Origin of the sequence: Zhenpiania hominis, from assembly GCF_014333425.1 — a bacterium.
GTDB classification, from domain to species: domain Bacteria; phylum Bacillota; class Clostridia; order Peptostreptococcales; family Anaerovoracaceae; genus Hominibacterium; species Hominibacterium hominis.
The window spans coordinates 152,551-170,688 of record NZ_JACRYT010000001.1; the positions used below are offsets into that span (position 1 = coordinate 152,551).

The 18,138-nt window shown below is 50.1% G+C and carries 19 protein-coding genes and 1 pseudogene; 18 read left to right on the forward strand and 2 right to left on the reverse strand.

Annotated elements, in window-relative coordinates:
* Nucleotides 1-56: 56 nt before the first annotated feature.
* The 8 genes from H9L42_RS00750 to H9L42_RS00785 all read left to right on the forward strand — a co-directional run bounded on the left by H9L42_RS00750 (nt 57) and on the right by H9L42_RS00785 (nt 6,337).
* Nucleotides 57-1,574, forward strand: coding sequence for a CoA-acylating methylmalonate-semialdehyde dehydrogenase (locus H9L42_RS00750; RefSeq protein WP_187301557.1), 1,518 nt, complete (start codon nt 57-59; stop codon nt 1,572-1,574).
* 164 nt (nt 1,575-1,738) lie between these two features.
* The gene (locus H9L42_RS00755) at nt 1,739-1,915 is read left to right on the forward strand and encodes a hypothetical protein (protein WP_187301558.1); all 177 of its coding nucleotides are present in this window, start codon (nt 1,739-1,741) and stop codon (nt 1,913-1,915) included.
* Between the two features lie 28 nt (nt 1,916-1,943).
* Complete coding sequence (locus tag H9L42_RS00760; RefSeq protein WP_187301559.1) at nt 1,944-2,249, forward strand: hypothetical protein; 306 nt, start codon at nt 1,944-1,946, stop codon at nt 2,247-2,249.
* Between the two features lie 52 nt (nt 2,250-2,301).
* On the forward strand, nt 2,302-3,294 hold the full coding sequence (locus H9L42_RS00765) for an NAD(P)-dependent oxidoreductase (protein ID WP_187301560.1): 993 nt from the start codon (nt 2,302-2,304) through the stop codon (nt 3,292-3,294).
* Nucleotides 3,291-4,076: a PhzF family phenazine biosynthesis protein gene (locus H9L42_RS00770; protein ID WP_187301561.1), complete on the forward strand. Its 786-nt coding sequence runs from the start codon at nt 3,291-3,293 to the stop codon at nt 4,074-4,076. The genes H9L42_RS00765 and H9L42_RS00770 overlap by 4 nt, the downstream gene beginning before the upstream one ends.
* 178 nt (nt 4,077-4,254) lie before the next feature.
* Complete coding sequence (locus H9L42_RS00775; RefSeq protein ID WP_187301562.1) at nt 4,255-4,791, forward strand: RNA polymerase sigma factor; 537 nt, start codon at nt 4,255-4,257, stop codon at nt 4,789-4,791.
* Nucleotides 4,760-5,773 carry a sigma factor regulator N-terminal domain-containing protein gene (locus H9L42_RS00780; protein ID WP_187301563.1) on the forward strand — a complete coding sequence of 338 codons (1,014 nt, stop codon included), beginning with the start codon at nt 4,760-4,762 and terminating at the stop codon, nt 5,771-5,773. The genes H9L42_RS00775 and H9L42_RS00780 overlap by 32 nt, the downstream gene beginning before the upstream one ends.
* Before the next feature lie 168 nt (nt 5,774-5,941).
* On the forward strand, nt 5,942-6,337 hold the full coding sequence (locus H9L42_RS00785; RefSeq protein ID WP_187301564.1) for an SseB family protein: 396 nt from the start codon (nt 5,942-5,944) through the stop codon (nt 6,335-6,337).
* A 330-nt stretch (nt 6,338-6,667) separates the two neighbouring features.
* Here H9L42_RS00785 and H9L42_RS00790 read toward each other — a convergent pair whose 3' ends face one another.
* Nucleotides 6,668-7,660 carry an aldo/keto reductase gene (locus H9L42_RS00790; RefSeq protein ID WP_346726277.1) on the reverse strand — a complete coding sequence of 331 codons (993 nt, stop codon included), beginning with the start codon at nt 7,658-7,660 and terminating at the stop codon, nt 6,668-6,670.
* The gene (locus tag H9L42_RS00795; RefSeq protein WP_187301566.1) at nt 7,567-7,776 is read right to left on the reverse strand and encodes a hypothetical protein; all 210 of its coding nucleotides are present in this window, start codon (nt 7,774-7,776) and stop codon (nt 7,567-7,569) included. The genes H9L42_RS00790 and H9L42_RS00795 overlap by 94 nt, the downstream gene beginning before the upstream one ends.
* 548 nt (nt 7,777-8,324) lie before the next feature.
* Between H9L42_RS00795 and H9L42_RS00800 the strand changes: the two genes are divergently transcribed.
* The 10 genes and pseudogenes from H9L42_RS00800 to H9L42_RS00845 all read left to right on the forward strand — a co-directional run bounded on the left by H9L42_RS00800 (nt 8,325) and on the right by H9L42_RS00845 (nt 18,094).
* Nucleotides 8,325-9,326 (forward strand): DUF2156 domain-containing protein, encoded by a 1,002-nt coding sequence (locus tag H9L42_RS00800; protein WP_187301567.1) that lies wholly within the window; start codon nt 8,325-8,327, stop codon nt 9,324-9,326.
* A gap of 148 nt (nt 9,327-9,474) precedes the next feature.
* A complete protein-coding gene (locus tag H9L42_RS00805) occupies nt 9,475-10,578 on the forward strand; it encodes an aldo/keto reductase (protein ID WP_243235586.1) in 1,104 nt (367 codons plus the stop codon).
* Nucleotides 10,579-10,609: 31 nt separating this feature from the next.
* Nucleotides 10,610-11,089, forward strand: a complete 480-nt coding sequence (locus H9L42_RS00810) for a flavodoxin (RefSeq protein ID WP_187301568.1) — start codon at nt 10,610-10,612, stop codon at nt 11,087-11,089.
* A gap of 267 nt (nt 11,090-11,356) precedes the next feature.
* Nucleotides 11,357-11,827 (forward strand): annotated as a pseudogene (locus H9L42_RS00815) (FAD-dependent oxidoreductase); the annotation flags it as partial.
* A gap of 249 nt (nt 11,828-12,076) precedes the next feature.
* On the forward strand, nt 12,077-12,268 hold the full coding sequence (locus H9L42_RS17230; RefSeq protein ID WP_187301570.1) for a Rieske 2Fe-2S domain-containing protein: 192 nt from the start codon (nt 12,077-12,079) through the stop codon (nt 12,266-12,268).
* Nucleotides 12,269-12,538: 270 nt separating this feature from the next.
* On the forward strand, nt 12,539-13,018 hold the full coding sequence (locus H9L42_RS00825) for a GNAT family N-acetyltransferase (protein ID WP_187301571.1): 480 nt from the start codon (nt 12,539-12,541) through the stop codon (nt 13,016-13,018).
* Between the two features lie 178 nt (nt 13,019-13,196).
* Complete coding sequence (gene hemB / locus H9L42_RS00830) at nt 13,197-14,180, forward strand: porphobilinogen synthase (protein WP_187301572.1); 984 nt, start codon at nt 13,197-13,199, stop codon at nt 14,178-14,180.
* Nucleotides 14,180-15,469, forward strand: coding sequence for a glutamate-1-semialdehyde 2,1-aminomutase (gene hemL / locus H9L42_RS00835; RefSeq protein WP_187301573.1), 1,290 nt, complete (start codon nt 14,180-14,182; stop codon nt 15,467-15,469). The genes hemB and hemL overlap by 1 nt, the downstream gene beginning before the upstream one ends.
* Before the next feature lie 2 nt (nt 15,470-15,471).
* The gene (gene cbiE, locus H9L42_RS00840) at nt 15,472-16,710 is read left to right on the forward strand and encodes a precorrin-6y C5,15-methyltransferase (decarboxylating) subunit CbiE (protein ID WP_187301574.1); all 1,239 of its coding nucleotides are present in this window, start codon (nt 15,472-15,474) and stop codon (nt 16,708-16,710) included.
* A complete protein-coding gene (locus tag H9L42_RS00845) occupies nt 16,703-18,094 on the forward strand; it encodes a cobyrinate a,c-diamide synthase (RefSeq protein ID WP_187301575.1) in 1,392 nt (463 codons plus the stop codon). Before cbiE ends, H9L42_RS00845 begins: the two co-directional genes overlap by 8 nt.
* Nucleotides 18,095-18,138: the final 44 nt, after the last annotated feature.

Genomic DNA, 18,138 nt, shown 5'->3' on the forward strand with positions numbered 1-18,138 from the left:
CACGTTTAACACGACTTGTCAAGCGGAGAATTTATCAATTAAGGAGTGTGTGAAAAATGACAATCGAACGTAAAAAGTATTGTGTGAACGGTGAGTGGCTGGAATCCAGGACTTCCAAATATATGCCCGTTACAGATTCAAGTACCGGTGAGGTAATCGCGGAAGTTCCGTGCTGTACAAAGGATGAAGTGGAGTCGGCAATCGCGGCTGCGCAGGCTGCGTTTCCGGAATGGTCGCAAAAATCCCTGAGCGCCCGTACACAGATGATGTTCAAGTGGAGGAACGTTCTGCTGGAACACTTGGAAGAACTGACGGTTCTGTGTTCCAAAGAGCTGGGTAAGAATCTGGATGAGGCCAGAGGCGATATTCTGAAAGCCATCGAGCCGACGGAGTTTTCCTGCGCGCTCCCTTCCATTATCCAGGGGGAAGCGGCTCTGCAGGTAACGACAGGGTTTGACACGGCAAGCTATCGGATGCCCCTTGGCGTGGTGGCGGGAATTGTACCCTTTAACTTCCCGGCTATGATCCCGTGGGGCTGGATGGTGCCGCTGGCGATTGCCACCGGAAACACCGTTGTCCTCAAAGCCGCCAGTCTGACGCCCCTTACTTCCATGCGGATCCTGGAGCTGTTCTACGAAGAAGCGGGATTCCCGAAGGGAGTTGTGAACCTGGTAACCTGCAGCAGAGTCGAATCGGAGATCTTCCTGAATGACCCGAGAGTAAAGGCGGTCACCTTTGTCGGCACTACCGGGGTAGGAAAGCATATCTATTCCGTCGCTTCCGCCAACGGCAAGCGGGTGCAGGCACAGTGTGAGGCGAAAAATCACGCGCTGGTTCTGGAAGACGCGGATCTGGAAAGCGCGACAAACGCGATTATCAATTCTACATACGGCTGCGCCGGCATGCGCTGCATGGCTCTTCCGGTCATTGTCGTGCAGGAAAGTATTGCTGATAAGTTTGTAGCCATGCTGAAAGAAAAAGCAGAGGCTCTGAAGGTGGGATGCGCTTATGATCCGGAAACAAAGCTGGGACCGGTTGTTTCCGCGGCTCACAAGGAAAAAGTATGCGACTGGATTCAGAAAGGCGTGGACGAAGGCGCTGAGCTGGTTCTGGACGGACGGGATATTGTCGTGCCGGGATATGAAAAAGGATTCTTTGTAGGACCGACCATTCTGGATCACGTAAAACCGGGAATGTCAGTGGGCGACCGCGAAATCTTCGGGCCGGTTACGCTGATCAAGAGAGTTAAGGACTTTGACGAAGGGCTGGAAATCATGAACGCCAATCCATTTGCCAACGGCTCGGTGATCTTTACCCAAAGCGGATATTACGCCCGCAAGTTCGAGTTCCTGACAGATGGCGGCATGGTTGGCATCAATGTGGGAATTCCGGTACCGACCGCCTACTTCCCCTTCTCAGGAAATAAAGATTCTTTCTTCGGCGATCTGCATGTTCTGGGCAAGGACGGCGTGCGTTTCTATACCCGGGCGAAGACCGTGACCAAACACTGGTATGATGAAAGCTCAAAAGCGAAGACCGTCAGCACTTGGGAAGGAACGGTAGAGCGGGTTTAATTGTAAAAAATTCATAATAGAAAGCTGAAAAAGGACTGTCGCTTTAGGGCGGCGTCCTTTTTCCGATTCCGCTCGATTCTGTCATAAACAGATTGAAAACTGGGAATTTGGTACGAAACTTGTGGGCTGGAGGGATCGAGAAACGGGAATGCGGGAGGATTCAGATGAGTTGTCGGATTTCAGGGGGCATAAACGGGAAAATTTCGTCCCAAATCTTGAAAATCAGTCTGGCTTGGGACAGGGGTGCGGAGGGAACAGAAGGGAAAACGGAATTTGGGCAGTATTTTCGCCAGCGCCAGTACCCCCCCCTTGCGGAGCTTCAGCGAGACATGGTAAAATAAAGAAAAAATTGAAAGCGGGAATTCAAATATGAATAAAGAAGTAAAAGAATATGCCATCGAAAAGACAAAAGAACTGATCGGCGCGCCGACCCGCGGCGGGAACGGACGCGGAGAAAGAGGAAACGAAACAATATATAGCGGAACTGGATACCCTGAATTCATGAAGACAGCTTTACTCATTATTCTTGGAGCAGGAGCGGGAACTGCCTTATTTCTGCTGGGAGATGCGGATGACTCACCGGGCTTAAGCTTTATTGGCTTTACTCTGGCGGTTCTTCTGATTATGCGGGGAATTGTTTATACAGGCCGAATCCGGCAGGGATTCTGCGGTTGAGAAATATTCGAAAAGGCAGGGACAAGAAATTAAAAGAAAGGAAACAATTTCGATGAAAATTCTGGTAATCGGAAATCCGCAGCGATATGAGAAATTCAGTCCGGGAGAAGAAATTATCGGCAGATATGATGTGGTTTACTGCCCAGTAGGCTCTGAGGATGAAGAGCTTCTGCGGGCGGGAGGAGATGCGGACGTGATTCTGGCGGACGCCATCAGCGGAGTATCGGCCTATGTGATCGATCGCATGCCAAATCTGAAAATGATTCATTCGGAAGGGGTGGCCTACAACAAGATCGATGTCAGAGCGGCTTCTGAAAAAAAGATCTATGTATGCAATAATAAAGGCGGAAACGCGGCAGCTGTGGCGGAACAGGCCGTCTTGCTGATGCTGGGGCTTCTACGGACTGTAGTGCCCGGACATGAGGCGGTTTTGGCCGGAAGGCAGATTGAACGGAAAGAGCATCTCATGGTCAAAGGAATTACCGACCTTGCGGACTGCGCGGTGGGACTTTTGGGGATGGGAGATATTGCAAAAGCCACTGCCGCCCGTCTTCACGCATTCGGGTGCCAGTGTTTTTACTATACAAAGCACCGGAAAGAGGCATCACTTGAACAGGAGCTTCATCTTACTTACAAACCTCTGGACGAGCTTCTGCCAATGTGCGATATTGTGAGTCTTCATATGGCGGTAAATGATGAAACGGTGGGCTTTATGAACGCGACCCGGTTTTCACAGATGAAACGGGGCGCGTATATTGTGAACACCGGACGGGGAGAACTGATCGACAATGACGCGCTATGTAAAGCGCTGGAAGTGGGAACTCTGGCAGGGGCCGGTCTGGATACGGTCTTTCCTGAGCCTGTGCAAAAGGAAAATCCGGTAGTAAAATTCGCGGAGGACAATCCGGGGAAGATACTGTTTTCCCCCCATATCGGCGGCGTGACAACCGGGAGCTTTAAGCGGATGCACCACCACATGTGGGAAAACGTAAGACGGATTGAATTTGGAGAAAAACCGGATTGTGTGGTGAATGATATCGTATGAGACAGTATGTGGTAGACGCGTTTACAGACAGGGTCTTTGGCGGGAATCCGGCGGCTGTCTGCGTGATGGAAAAGTGGCCGGATGAGAAGCGGATGCAGGATATCGCAAGGGAAAACAGCTTGTCCGAAACCGCTTTCGCAGTGAAAGAAAATAACAGCGGCAGCTATAAGCTGCGCTGGTTTACTCCGGAAGGGGAAATTGATTTGTGCGGACATGCTACATTGGGGACAGCATCGGTAATTTTGAATTTTACGGAGCCTGAGCTGGATGTGGTTGTGTTTGATACCATGAGCGGGCAGTTGACCGTAAGACAAAAGGAAGATCTTTATGAAATGGAGTTTCCGTCTTATCAGTTGCGCTCTGTAGAAATAACAGACTCCATAATTGAGGCCCTGGGCGCGGAGCCGTCGGCAGCCTTTCTGGGAAGAGATCTACTGTGTGTGTTCGAGGAGGAACAGACCGTGAGAGAGCTGAATCCCAATCCGGAAAAAATCAGGGGGCAGGAAGGGCTGCTGCTGCATGTGACCGCGCCGGGAACAGAATACGACTGTGTGTCCAGAAGCTTTGCGCCAAAGCTGGGAATTGCCGAAGATCCGGTCTGCGGTTCCGGGCACTGCCACATTGCTCCTTACTGGATGGAACTGCTGAAAAAAGATATGCTGACCGCCTATCAGGCATCCCCGCGGGGAGGTGTTCTCTATTGCCGAAGAGAGGGAGAAAAGCTTTTTCTCAGTGGAAAAACCGCGCTGTATTCCATTGCGGAGTTATATCTTCCCGAGTAAAGGGAGGACTGAAAGAAACGTGAAAACGACAGAATCAGGGAAATAGGCCGCGGGAGAGATCCTGGAGCTGTTTTCGCGATTTCTGTCTTTTTTTCTGGGACAAAGTTTTGAAAATCTGTCACAAAACCGGGGCAAGATTGTTTAGTATATAGAAGTGTGTGTGAGGGAGGAAGGTTCGTTGAAACCGAAAAAAGGACAGAATCAGGAGAAAAATCGGATTGAGACGATGTATCAAGAATATTTTACATCTTTAATGGTGATCGCCTGTTCCTATACCCATGACAGAACGGAAGCGGAAGATCTGGTGCAGGATGTCTTTGTAAAGGCGTTGCTGTCCTATCGGGCAGGAGGCAGCTTTCTTTACTGGGCAAATCGGGTGCTTCGCAATGACTTTTACAATCTCGTGAAGAAAAAACGCCGGATTGCGGAGGAACCCTTCGATCTTCTGCGTCTGCAGTCTCAGGATGACCTTCTTTCCGACTACATTCAAAATGAAGAGCGGGCCCGGCTGGCGGCGATGATTTCCATGCTGCCGATGAAATACCGCCAGGTGATGATCGACAGTGTGTATCTGCAGCTTGAAAATCGGGAAATCGCCGCGGCATACAGTATCTCAGAGGAAAACGTGCGTCAGATAAAATCCAGGGCCAGAAAAATGCTGATAAAGATGAAGGAGGAAGAGGATGAAAGAGATGGAAAAAGAAAGGAAACTTGAACAGGAGCTGCAGGCCATGGGAATGGATCAGGACGCGGATTTTGACAGGCAGATTGAGCAGATGATCAATAAAAAAATCAGGAAGATCGCGCTGAAATCCGCCATTTCCGTAGTGCTGGCGGCGGTGGTGATCTTTCTTGGAGTCAGTCCCCTGCTGAACCTGTGTAATATGAATCCTCAAAAGCTGAATGAAGGTAACCCCAGCAGGCTGCTTTCCGTGATGCGGGCTTACTATGAAACCATGTATCCTTACCGGGAGGTTTACGGAATAGAGGTGGAAAAGGAAGGGTTCGGATGCTATACGCTGAACATGAACCTGCTGGACCACACGGAAGAGGATCTGGTCATTGGTCCGACTAATGTGACGATGGAAATGAAATGGGGAAAGCTTTCTGTCGCAAATGACAGCGGCGGGCGGGCGCGGATTCTTCTGGGAGCCTTTTACACAGAGGACCAGGAGGAGAAACTGACCAGGAAAGAATTTGCCTCCCTGCTTTCGGAGATTGAAAAGCTTCCGCAGTCCTCTTATCTGTACCTGTCCCTTTCGGATCAGAAGACGAGGAAGGTGGAAGACCTGATAAAACAAAACAGCGATGATTTTCAGATTGAATGGCTGCAGGTTTATGAGCCACAATGTGATTTTCAGGCAGGGCTGAGCCTGAATCTTTCCGCGGCCACGAAAGAATCGGACAAACGAGGAGAAATGAGCGCGGGGGAATTAAGGCAGGTTTATCTGGAAAATCTGGAGTTGTTGGAAGAAAATATAGAAATCTGGGAAGATCTGGATATGCCATCCAATGACAGCGTCTGGCGTTCGGATAAAACTCTGCTTGAGGAACTGGAAGAAGCGGGAAACTCTTCCGATACCTTTGAAACAAAGCATTACTGCGTTTCCGGCAGCAGAGACGCGGTGCTTTCCTATCTGCGGTCCGGAAGCTTTGAGCGAATTCTGGTAGATAACGTGCGGTTCAGCAGATTGTAAATCCATGAAGATTTTAGAAACATTTTGCGTTTTGCTCCGTTTGTTGATATATTTGATGATCGCGATCCGGGACCGCGGATAATCTTCATTCGGGGAAAGCGAATTTATGATATAATCGCTGTAACAGAGCGCGGGATAAACCTGCGGAATCAAAAGGAGAACACCAAGATGGCATATGACTTAAATGAAAATAAAGAACTGGAAAACGCCATCCAAAAGGCGTGCGAAGAACAGTCAGAGGACTCGGTCATCGGAGTGATGCGGGCCCTGCAGAAAAGCATGGAAAATGGCGGAATGCTGCTGGTTGCTATGGGAGAACGGGAAGAAGCTTCCTGTTTTGAAATGCGAAAGCTGAAAACCACCGGCGGAGGCGAGACGCTGGCTGTCTTTACCAGTCTTTCAGAAGCGGGAAAGGGTAAGACAGTGCCTATGATGTTTCAGTTTACGAAAGCCCTGTTTGCGGACGCGCAGCAGCTGCAGTGGTGCGTAGGCATCCTCTTCAACCCATGGGGTGAATCCTTTTTTCTGCCAAAAGATTTAATCCCCTTGATTCCGGGAGTCTAAGCAAGGGGGATTTGACGGCAGGAGACCCGGGGGGTGAACACTTTAGGACGAGAAAACAGAGGAAATCGGGAATCCGTAAGATGTCGGTTTGTAGCCAGCTTAGGTTAAATTGGCCTTTTGGATACAAAACTTTCCCGTTCGCGGGATTTGTCTTTGAGAAATTCTCGGATTTTGTCGGATTTTCCTAAATTCATCCTCTCAAACCCACAACTTTTGTATCCATCAGGCCCCTTTCGGCCTCTTAGGCTACAATCCCAGCTCCGAAGCGAGCCAGCTAGCTTCTCTCAGAGGAATCGGGACCGTAAAGATACAGCCGGCAAATCCACCGCATTATTTCCGCACAGCGGCAAACTGTTTCATGATATGCGGAATCTCAATTTTCTGCGGACAGTGTTTCAGGCACAGGCCGCATTGGAGACAGGATTCCGGTCCATGTTTGATTCTGGAAAGCCCGGCGATTCGCCAGGTTTCCCCACTGACCCGGTGCTCGTTATATCCTTTTATGAGAAGGGGAATATCCAGTCCGGCAGGACAGACAGAGCAGCAGTATCTGCAGCCGGTACACGGAACGCTCCGATCCTCGAGAAAGGCGTCCGCTGCCTTCTCCAGAATTTTTATTTCCTGACTGCTTAACGGATCGGGCTTGTCAAATATGGTCAGGTTGTCTTTTATTTGTGCAATGGAACTCATTCCGCTGAGTATCGTGCGTACATTCGGCAGCCCCATGAGAAAACGGAAGCCCCAGGACGCGAGCGAGCGGTTCGGCGCGGCATCCTTCAGAATCTTCGCGGCTTTGGGATTGAGGGAAGAAAGGATACCTCCTTTCATAGGTTCCATCACCCAGATGGGGATGTTGTGGGCGGTTACAATCTCGTATTGCCTTTTGGCGTTAAGCAGCTTCCAGTCAATGTAATTCAGCTGAAGAAGCGCCATATCAAATCCGTCGTACCATTCTAAAAAGCGGCTCAGAGTTTCCGGCGCGGCATGGGAGGAAAAGCCCAGATAGCGGATACGCCCCAGTCTTTTCTGTTCCTGAAGAAATCCGATATAGTCCCGGCTTTCATCGGTAAAGGCGTCAAAGGAATTTTCATCCATCCCGTGGAGCAGATAAAAGTCCAGATAATCCGTCTGCAAACGCCGGAGCTGTTCCTCGAAGAGCGCGCGGATATCCGGATTCGCGGACACATAATATTTGGAAGACAGATAATAGCTACTCCGATTGTGTTTTTTCAGCGATTCTCCCAGAAAGCGTTCCGAATCTCCTTCATGGTAGGTATAAGCGGTATCAACAAAGTTGATGCCATGCCCCAGCGCGTAATCGATACCTTCTGCGCTTTTTCCCGATCAATGCAGTTGGGATCTTCGGGCCTGGCCGGCAGGCGCAGAGAACCGATGCCCAAGGCGGAAACGGATAAATCGTGGAATGGATAATAATACATGAAAATGCTCCTTGTTCTTTTCGTTTCTTTATATTATAAAGGGATACTGATGTTGGGGCAAATGCGTATGACGTATAAGATGAAATGCCCGGAAGGTATGGCATTGGGAACCGGGCTTGACAAAACCGTGTGGCCAGTTCCCCGAAAAGATTTTCCGGGCACATTTTCTCTCTTTTTTTATGGCCAGTCGGCGCGATCAGATGATACGGACACAAAAAAATGATAATTTGCAGGAAAAATGCGGAAACGGATCGCGAGTTATTTCCGCCGCGCAGATAATTCCGACATAATTCGATGTAATTTAACAAATTTCGCCAAAGAACTGAGTTAGTCTCAGAAAACTTTTTGTTCCCGGTCAGAATAAAAACGGAATTGGCCGCAAAATTGCTCACCGCATTACATCCCATCCCCTCGCCCCTGTACTTCCTCACCAAAATATGGTAAACTGAAACCGACAAAAACTTGGTTTTTTCATGAAACGTGTTATAATGGGAAACATTGGGGTATAAAATTAGGAAGCGATCAAAAGGAGGGCGAGGAGTTTAAAAATGAGATGTACATCATGCAGTAAAGAATCCTGCTATGTCAGAAATAATCCTCAAAGGGGATGCTCGGAGGAAAGTACTTATCCGGAACTGGAGACCCTGCAGTTTCAGAAGCTGACGATGGCGGAGGAGGAAGCGCTGGAGCCGTATTTTTCCATGCGTCCCAACCAGATCTGTGACAGCAGCTTTCTGGATATTTTTCTGTGGAGCAGATCCAATAAACTGGAGTACTGTCTGATTGAGGGGAAAGCGATTTTATGGAAAATGGAGATGGACGGGGAACCGTATACCGTGATGCCGTCCTGCAGGGAAGAAGATCTGCCTTATTATTTCAAGCTGACCCAGGACTATTTCAATAAGGTTCTGAAACGGCCGGTAAAGATTTTCCTGGCGGATGTGGAAGCGGTGGAATACCTGAAGCTGCAGGAGAATCCATACTATCAGATCAGCAAGCAGGACGACCTGAAGGATTATTTGTACGACGCGGAAAAGCTGCGTACCCTTTCCGGAAGGGCTTATCACAAAAAGAAAAATCTGGTCAATAAATTCAAAAAAATGTACGATGGGCGATGGGAGTACCGCAGTCTTACCGGAGAGGATGCGGAAGAAATCCGGGCGTTTCTCGAACACTGGTACGCCACAGCCAAATCCGAGGAAGAGGGGCTGGATAAGGAAAAAGACGGAATCTGGGAAGTGCTCCGTTATCCGGTGGCGCCGGGCATCCGCATGGGTTCCATTTTCGTAGACGGTAAGATGGAAGCGTTTACCATGGGAAATTATAACGAACTGGAAGAAATGGCCTTTATCTGTGTGGAAAAAGCCAACTCCCAGATCCCGGGACTGTACCAGACCATCAACCAGCAGTTCATTGTGCAGGAATTTCCGGATTCCCGAATCGTAAACCGGGAAGACGACGTGGGCCTTGAAGGGCTGCGGAAAGCGAAGCTCAGTTACAATCCCATCGGATACGCGGAAAAATATACCGTGATACAAAGTCTATATTAGTAGGTGTGAAAAGAGCCTTATGCCGCTGTGCAGGGCTCTTTTTTGATCCCGACATTCCCATAAGGCATAGATAAGCATGCGATAGAAGTATTTGCGAGGAACCGTTTCCAGCCGTATACTGATAAATAGAGAAGAGAGGGAGGGAAGAATGGCGACTATGGAATACAGAAAACTTCCCCACGGCGATGAGCGGATCAGCGTCATCGGCCTGGGTATGGGATATATTCACGAGGGGAGTGAAGAGGAAATCGAAAAAACGCTGCGGCTCGCGCGGAGCAGCGGCATCAACTTTTTTGATATGGCGGCAGCGGAGGTGAAGCCCTATTCCTGTTATTCCCGCGTCTTTGAAGGGCAGCGGGAGCAGGTTTATCTGCAGATGCACTTTGGAGCCGTCTATGACAGCGGAAAGTACGGGTGGTCCAGAGACCCGGAAGAAATCAGGAGAAACTTTGAGGACCTCCTGAAAACCATGGGTACCGATTATACAGATTTCGGTTTTGTCCACTGCATCGATGAAACCGATGACTTTCATCAAATTATGGAAGGCGGAATCTGGGATTACATGAAACATCTGAAGCAGGACGGCATAATCCGGCACCTGGGCGTTTCCACCCACAACCCGGAGATTCTGCGGCGGTTTCTGGATACGGGGAAAATCGATCTTGCCATGTTCAGCATTAACCCGGCCTACGATTACTCTACAGGCACTTACGGCATCGGAGCTGCCGACGAACGCGGCCGACTGTATCAGGAATGTGAAAAAAACGGAGTGGGAATCTCGGTAATGAAGCCTTTCGGCGGTGGACAGCTGTTGGACGCGAAAACATCGCCCTTTCAGACGGCGCTGACCAAAACACAGTGTATCCAGTACGCTCTGGATCGGCCGGCGGTTATGACCGTGCTCCCGGGAGTAAGAAACAGCGAGGATCTGCGACAGGTGCTGGAATATCTGGACGCTGATGAAGAGGAACGGGATTATTCGGTGATCGGCCGCTTTACCCCGGCCAGCGCGGAAGGTGTCTGCGTGTACTGCAACCACTGCCAGCCATGCCCGAAGGGTCTGGATGTGGGAATGATCAATAAATATTACGATCTGGCTCTTGCCGGAGACGAGATGGCAAAGGGCCATTATGAGAAACTGTCTGTAAAAGCGGGCGCGTGTATTCAGTGCGGACACTGTGAAAGGCGCTGTCCGTTCCATGTAAAGCAGGAAAAGAGGATGCAGGAAATCGCGGCATATTTTGGCGCGTAACCATAAATATATTGTAGTAGGAGGGAACAAAATGAGCAAGAGATTAGTGGCGTATTTTTCAGCAAGCGGAGTAACGGCGAAAACAGCAAAGGCGCTGGCGGAGGCGGCGGAAGCGGATCTTTATGAGATTCAGCCGCAGCTCCCCTACACGCAGGCGGATCTGAACTGGATGGATAAAAAAAGCCGCAGTACCGTGGAAATGAATGACCCGGATTCCCGTCCGGCAATTTCCGGAAGCGTACCTGGTATGGATCAGTATGATGTGATTTTTCTGGGCTTTCCCATCTGGTGGTACACAGCGCCGACCATTATTAAAACATTTCTGGAAAGCTACGATATGGCTGGTAAAAAGATTGTGTTATTTGCCACTTCCGGAGGAAGCGGTCTGGGCGATACGGCTAGGACCCTTCAGAAAGTCTGCCCAAAGGCGGAATTTAAAGGCGGAAAGCTGCTGAACGGACGTCAGAGCAGGGAAAGCCTGACTTCCTGGATCGAAAGTCTGGACATCTAAGCTGGACTTCCCGCGGCGCTTTCCGCGTCTAAATCCCTCCCGGCCCGCATATAGTGAGCCGAGGGGGGATTTTTTTGCTTGATGTGAAAAAACTTGTGCAGGAAATACGGCAGCGTCCGGGGGATTCAACCGGCGGTCAGGTTGTATTTTTTCTGGTTTGTCTCGCGATCTTTGCTCTGTATTTTTTTCTGCTTCTGAGGTGGAGAGCCCGGCGCCGCTGAATGAAATGGCGGAAAACGGGAAACCTTTGTCTTTTCCGAAGACAGGGAAAAACTCAAAAGGCAAGCAGAGGCGGCGCGGCGGCTGGGAGCAGCTGCGGAGTTTGTAAACACGGTTCCCCTGCCTTTCGCCGCGGGAGGCGCAGTGAAGGTGAAAGGACAGGCTCAGTTTCATCCATTAAAGTTTCTGAAGGGGCTGATAGCAGAACTGATTATATATGAACGAACCCCGGTTCTTTCTGTGGAAGGGCATACAGCCCGGACCGGACAGGGGAACGTGCGGGCGGAAAAAATTGTCTTCGCCTGCCATTATCCTTTTATAAACTTTCCTGGTCTGTATTTTTCAAGAATGCACCAGGAGCGCTCTTACGTTCTGGCGCTGGAAAACACCCGGCAGGAGGAAGGCATGTATATCGGCGCGGGTTCGATGCCCTATTCTTTCCGCTTCCCTTTATCGGGCGTTACGCGGCGGGCAAACCGGACTGGTATGTCATCTCCGGATTTCAGAAATGGGGCATGACTTCCTCCATGGCGGCGGCTCTGCTGCTGACAGCGGAGATTACCGGCGAGAGGATGCCCGTATCAGAGCTTGTGTCTCCTCAGCGATTTTCCCCGCGGGAGCTGGCAAAGACGGCGGCCATGGGAGCCAAAGCGGTAAAATACATTGGAAAACGTCTGTTTCAGATACCCAAAAGCACTGTCCGGGATCTAAAACCGGGGCACGGAGCCGTCGTGCGTACCGCTGCCGGAAAAATGGGCGTTTATCGAGATGAAGAAGGGAAGTTCCACGCCGTGTCCCCTCCGCTGTCCCCATCTTGGCTGTCAGCTTTCCTGGAATCCGGGCGAGAAAAGCTGGGACTGCCCGTGCCACGGCTCCCGGTTTGATTATGACGGAAATCTGCTGTCCGGTCCCGCCCAGATTCCCGCTAGCGGTTCTTCTGCAGATACCATAGACGGGTGATAAAAGTGAAAACAGTCCCCCATCCAGGCCCGCGCGAACAAATACCCATGTTTTGGGTCTGAGTGGCGTAAAACGCGAACAAATGTATAAAAGGCAAAAGAAAAATTGCCTTTTTTCGCTTTAACCCTTAAAAATCTCTCTTAATTTGGCGTCTTTTGCGCGAAATCCGCACTTCTCAGATTGAAGGTGCGAAAATGTTCGCGTCGCACCGTAGCATCTGTACAGCATTCCTCGATTGGAGTACAATACAATAGCAGGAGGAAATATACTATGAAACCAAAGTTAAACTTTCGTTACGCGAAGGAATCGGATACAGAAAAAATTTTGTATTTTATAAAGGAACTGGCAGCCTATGAAAAAATGCTGGATGAAGTAGTGGCGACAGAGGAGTTGCTGAAAGAATGGATTTTCGAGAAAAAGAAGGCGGAGGTGATTTTTGCCATGGAAGGAGAAACGGAAGTCGGTTTTGCTCTCTTCTTCCACAATTTTTCTACTTTCCTGGGACGCGCGGGGATTTATCTGGAGGATTTGTTTGTCCTTCCGGAGCACAGAGGGAAGGGCTATGGAAAAGGCCTGCTGAAGCAGCTTGCGAAAATCGCGGTGGAGCGGGGCTGCGGACGGCTGGAGTGGTGGTGCCTGGATTGGAACAAACCCAGCATTGATTTTTATTTATCCCTGGGCGCGGAGCCCATGGAGGATTGGACGGTGTACCGAATTGCCGGTGACACGCTGATCCATATGGCGGAATAAGCCGGATCGACCCCCATATGCTTATAACGCTTCCGTAATGACGAAGGGCTGAACAAAAACTGACCCCTTGTTCTTTCAGATTCTGTGGCATATAATTAGAACCATACGAGGCCGGGCGGCTGAACAGAAACAATATGCTTTTATTGCTGATATATGAGCAGGAAAGGAAGAAAGTAACATGGAGTTAACAAAACGACCGAGAAGACTGAGAATGGACGGACGGGTCAGAGACATGATTCGGGAAACCAGAATTTCCAAAAAATCTCTGATCTATCCTATTTTTGTAGAGGAAGGCGAAAAGGTCATTCGGGAAATCGAGACCATGCCGGGACAAAAACGCTACAGTCCGGACACACTGCCATACGCATTGGAGGAAGCGGCAAAGGCGGGAATCCAGAATATTATGTTCTTTGGAATTCCAAAGCATAAAGATGAATGCGGCAGTCAGGCCTACCATGATCACGGGATCATCCAGGAGGCTATGCGGGCTGCGAAAAAGGCGGTTCCAGAGCTTCTTTACATCGGGGATGTGTGTATGTGCGAATACACCAGCCACGGACACTGCGGAATCATCAAAGGCGACAGCGTGGACAACGATAAAACCCTGCCTCTGCTGGCAAAGACGGCAGTATCTCAGGTCGCGGCAGGCGCGGATATGGTAGCGCCTTCCGATATGATGGACGGAAGGGTGGCAGCCATCCGGAAAGCTCTGGATGAAGCAGGATATATCGATACCCCGATTATGTCCTACGCGGCCAAATACGCTTCCGCTTTCTACGGACCTTTCCGGGACGCGGCGGGATCGGATAATTTTAAAGGAAACCGCAAAACCTACCAAATGGACTGGCACAACCGAAGAGAAGCGCTCAAAGAAGTCGATACGGATTTGGAAGAAGGCGCGGACATTATTATGGTAAAGCCAGCTCTTTCTTATATGGACATTATCCGGGAAACAAGAGACCGGGTCAATGTGCCGGTAGCGGCTTACAGCGTAAGCGGCGAGTACGCCATGATTAAGGCGGCGGGAGCTCAGGGAATGATCGATGAGAAAGCGATTATCGCGGAGACTACCACCAGCATTTACCGCGCGGGCGCGGAAATCTTAATTACCTATTTTGCAAAAGAAATTGCGGAAATGATCGATGAAGGGAGAATCGGATAATGGCAAATACAGCAAAATCAGCAGCGCTTTTCACGGAAGCGCAGAAGTACATACCAGGCGGCGTTAACAGCCCGGCGAGAGCCTTTCAGGCGGTAGGAGACACACCTCGCTTTATAAAAAAAGCCGAGGCCCAGTATCTGTATGATGAAGATGACAATAAAATGATCGACTACATCGGATCCTGGGGTCCGATGATTCTGGGAAACAATCATCCGGCAGTTCTGAAAGCGGTGGAAGAAGTCATTCAGGACGGATTAAGCTTTGGCGCGGCTACAGCAAGAGAAGTGGATATGGCAAAGCTGGTATGCGAAATTCTGCCATCTGTTGAAATGGTCCGCATGGTAAATTCCGGTACGGAGGCGACTATGAGCGCCCTGCGGACAGCCAGAGGCTATACGGGCAGGAACCGGATCATCAAATTTGAAGGCTGTTACCACGGCCACAGCGACGGACTTCTCGTAAAAGCGGGTTCCGGACTGATCGCGGAAGGCGGAACTCCGGACAGCGCCGGTGTAACGCCGGGATGCGCCCAGGATACTCTGACTGCCCAGTACAACAATTTCGAAAGCGTGGAGAAGCTGTTCTCAGCTTACAAAGGGGAAATCGCGGCTGTGATTTTGGAACCGGTTGCCGCTAATATGGGCGTTGTTCCTCCGGAAAAAGATTTCCTGGAAAAAATCCGCAAGATCTGTACCGAGGAAGGGACGGTTCTCATTTTCGATGAAGTTATCACCGGATTCCGCCTGGCCCTGGGAGGCGCCCAGGAACTCCTTGGAATCAAGCCGGATCTGTCTACATTCGGTAAGATTATCGGAGGCGGTATGCCGGTTGGCGCGTACGGTGGAAAGAAAGAGATTATGGAAGTGGTCGCGCCTTTGGGTCCGGTTTACCAGGCGGGAACCCTCAGCGGAAACCCAGTGGCCATGGCGGCTGGAATTACGCAGCTTACTTATTTGAAAGAACATCCGGATGTATATACGAAGATTAACGCTCTCGGTGAGCGTCTGTACGGAGGCCTTGAAGAAATCGTTAAAAAGGCAGGCGCTCCATGCAAGGTCAATCATGTCGGATCCATCGGAACCCTGTACTTCACCGATCAGAATGTCAGGGACTTTGCAAGCGCGAAGACAGCCGATCTCAAAGGATACGCCGATTATTTCAAATTCATGATGGATAAGGGAAGCTACTTTGCGCCGGCACAGTTTGAAGCTATGTTCCTGTCATACGCCCATACGGAAGCGGATATTGATCGGACTCTGGCTGCGGCAGCCGAATACTTTGGAGTATAAATATGAAAAAAGTCTACATTATCGGTATCGGGATGGGAAATCCCGATACTCTGACCTTTGGCGCTTTTCAGACGATTAAGGAGAGCCAGGCGGTGGTAGGTGCCCGCAGAATGATTGAAAGTGTCGGAATCCGAAGTGACAGAACCCATAATGCGGTTGCTCCGTCGGAAATTTTAAAATGGCTCAGACAGCAGGAGGATTTGGAAACCGCGGCAGTTCTTATGTCAGGGGATACCGGATTTTACAGCGGCGCGAAAAAGTTGATTTCCCTGATAGAGGAAGAGACGGACTGGGAGATTGAAGTGATTCCGGGAATCAGTTCTCTTCAGTATTTCTGCGCGAAGATACGAACCTCATGGGATGATGTCAAGGTTCTCAGCCTTCATGGACGGGAGGCCAATTTTCTGGGAGCAGTGCGAAGCTGTGAAAAAGTTTTTTTCCTGACCGATAAACAGCACACGCCTTCCTTCATATGCGAGGCTCTGACAGAGGCGGGAATGGGAGAAGCGGATGTTTTCGTAGGGGAGAGGCTTTCCTATTCGGAGGAAACGATTACCTCCGGCCCAGCCTATGTTCTGGCGGAACAGGACTTCGATCCGCTGAGCGTGGTGCTGGTGGAAAACCATGACTACCGGAAGGAACCGATTGTGACGCACGGTATTCCCGATGGGCAGTTCCTGCGGGGGGATGTGCCAATGACAAAAGAAGAAGTACGAAGCGTGACTATCTCCAAACTGGGAGTTCGGAAAAACGACATTATTTACGATATCGGCGCGGGAACCGGATCGGTAGCGGTGGAGCTGGCTCTGCAGGCACAGGAAGGGAAAGTCTACGCGATCGAGACAAAAGAGGAAGCCGCTGATTTGATCGAGGAAAATAAAGTTCGCTTTGGCGCCGATAACCTGCATATCATACGGGGGATGGCGCCGGAAGCTCTTGAAGAGCTTCCGCCTGCAGATACCGCTTTTATCGGCGGTTCAAAGGGAAACATGAAAGCAATTATGGCAGCGCTGATAGAGAAAAATCCCGATATCCGGATCGGAGTGAATGTGATCGCTTTGGAATCTCTGGCAGAGGCTTTGCAGGCGTTCCAGGAGCAGGGATTTGAAAATCCGGACATTGTCCAGATTTCCGCTGCCAGAACCAAAACAGCGGGTAGTTACCATATGATGACAGGCCAGAATCCGGTGTTTATTCTGACCGCTCAGAAAATGAAACAAGACGGAGAAGATGATGAATAAGGTAAGACTTCCCCGGCTTCTTATCGGCGCTTCGGGAAGCGGATGCGGAAAGACAACGTTTACCTGCGGTCTTCTGCGGGCGCTGGGAGATGCGGGAGAAAAGCCGGTTTCCTTTAAATGCGGGCCGGACTATATTGATCCTATGTTCCATACAGAAGTTCTGAATGTTCCTTCACGAAACCTGGATCTTTTCTTCGCGGAGGAGAATACAGTCCGATATCTGATGGCAAAACACGGAGCGCAGGGCAGCCTTGCGGTTGTGGAAGGCGTCATGGGATATTATGACGGACTGGCGGGAATTTCCGCGGAGGCAAGCTCCTGGGATCTGGCTGGAGCTACAGGCACTCCTGCGGTTTTGCTGCTGGACGGGAGGGGAAAATCGGTTTCTCTTCTGGCAGAAATCAAGGGATTTTTAGAACTGGAGAAAAAAAGCCATATTCAGGGAGTGATCCTCAATCGGATTTCCGGTATGCTTTATCCGGAACTGAAAACCATGATCGAGACGAAGCTGCCTGTCCGGGTGTACGGATATCTTCCTAAAATGGAAGACTGCTCTCTGGAAAGCCGTCACCTGGGGCTGGTAACCGCGAAGGAAGTTCGAGACTTGCAGGCGATCATCGGCAGACTGGCTAACCAGATAAAAAAGACTGTGGATCTGGCGGGCCTTATGGAACTGGCAGGGAGCGCGGAAGATCTTTCCTTTCAGAATCTGGAACTTCCGGCGCCTCTGAAAGAGTCGGTACAGATCGGCGTCGCAAAGGACAAAGCCTTCTGCTTTTACTATCAGGACAATCTGGATCTGCTGGAAGAGCTGGGAGCGGAGATCGTGCCTTTCAGTCCCCTTGAAGATACTCGTCTGCCGGAAGGAATTTGCGGATTCATGTTTGGAGGCGGTTACCCGGAGCTGTATCTTGCGCAGCTTTCTGAAAATACAACAATGAGAGCGGATATACGCCGGGCAGTAGAAAGAGGCATGCCCTGTTTTGCGGAGTGCGGCGGCTTTATGTATCTGCATGAAACGCTGAAAGGCAGAGATGGAAAAGCTTGGCCCATGGCAGGTGTTATTGGCGGAGAAAGCTATCCCACCGATAAACTGGGCAGATTCGGCTATATTACTTTGACCTCTCAAAAGGAAACGCTTTTGGGCCCGCAAGGACAGGGCCTGAAGGGTCATGAATTTCACTATTGGGACAGCACCTGCCCGGGTAACGCGTTTCACGCGCAGAAGCCTCTGCGAAAGCGCGGATGGGAATGTGTTGTCGCGGAAAAGAATTTATTTGCCGGATATCCGCATCTTTATTTTTATTCCAACCTTCAGGCAGCGAAAAATTTCGCCCAGGCCTGTTTGGATTATAAAAAACAGCAGTCTTGTGGAAAATTGTAGAAAAATACAGAAAAGTACAGAAATTGTTTATATGAACGAATTCT

Excerpts from the sequence above, each read along its gene's own strand:
- H9L42_RS00765 (WP_187301560.1), top strand. The coding sequence starts at position 2,302 with ATGAAAATTCTGGTAATCGGAAATCCGCAGCGATATGAGAAATTCAGT.
- hemL (WP_187301573.1), top strand. The coding sequence starts at position 14,180 with ATGGCAAATACAGCAAAATCAGCAGCGCTTTTCACGGAAGCGCAGAAG.
- H9L42_RS00770 (WP_187301561.1), top strand. The coding sequence starts at position 3,291 with ATGAGACAGTATGTGGTAGACGCGTTTACAGACAGGGTCTTTGGCGGG.
- H9L42_RS00785 (WP_187301564.1), top strand. The coding sequence starts at position 5,942 with ATGGCATATGACTTAAATGAAAATAAAGAACTGGAAAACGCCATCCAA.
- H9L42_RS00800 (WP_187301567.1), top strand. The coding sequence starts at position 8,325 with ATGAGATGTACATCATGCAGTAAAGAATCCTGCTATGTCAGAAATAAT.
- H9L42_RS00825 (WP_187301571.1), top strand. The coding sequence starts at position 12,539 with ATGAAACCAAAGTTAAACTTTCGTTACGCGAAGGAATCGGATACAGAA.
- H9L42_RS00750 (WP_187301557.1), top strand. The coding sequence starts at position 57 with ATGACAATCGAACGTAAAAAGTATTGTGTGAACGGTGAGTGGCTGGAA.
- H9L42_RS00805 (WP_243235586.1), top strand. The coding sequence starts at position 9,475 with ATGGCGACTATGGAATACAGAAAACTTCCCCACGGCGATGAGCGGATC.
- H9L42_RS00755 (WP_187301558.1), top strand. The coding sequence starts at position 1,739 with ATGAGTTGTCGGATTTCAGGGGGCATAAACGGGAAAATTTCGTCCCAA.
- H9L42_RS00795 (WP_187301566.1), bottom strand. The coding sequence starts at position 7,776 with ATGTATTATTATCCATTCCACGATTTATCCGTTTCCGCCTTGGGCATC.
- H9L42_RS00780 (WP_187301563.1), top strand. The coding sequence starts at position 4,760 with ATGAAAGAGATGGAAAAAGAAAGGAAACTTGAACAGGAGCTGCAGGCC.
- H9L42_RS00810 (WP_187301568.1), top strand. The coding sequence starts at position 10,610 with ATGAGCAAGAGATTAGTGGCGTATTTTTCAGCAAGCGGAGTAACGGCG.
- H9L42_RS17230 (WP_187301570.1), top strand. The coding sequence starts at position 12,077 with ATGAAGAAGGGAAGTTCCACGCCGTGTCCCCTCCGCTGTCCCCATCTT.
- H9L42_RS00845 (WP_187301575.1), top strand. The coding sequence starts at position 16,703 with ATGAATAAGGTAAGACTTCCCCGGCTTCTTATCGGCGCTTCGGGAAGC.
- cbiE (WP_187301574.1), top strand. The coding sequence starts at position 15,472 with ATGAAAAAAGTCTACATTATCGGTATCGGGATGGGAAATCCCGATACT.
- hemB (WP_187301572.1), top strand. The coding sequence starts at position 13,197 with ATGGAGTTAACAAAACGACCGAGAAGACTGAGAATGGACGGACGGGTC.
- H9L42_RS00760 (WP_187301559.1), top strand. The coding sequence starts at position 1,944 with ATGAATAAAGAAGTAAAAGAATATGCCATCGAAAAGACAAAAGAACTG.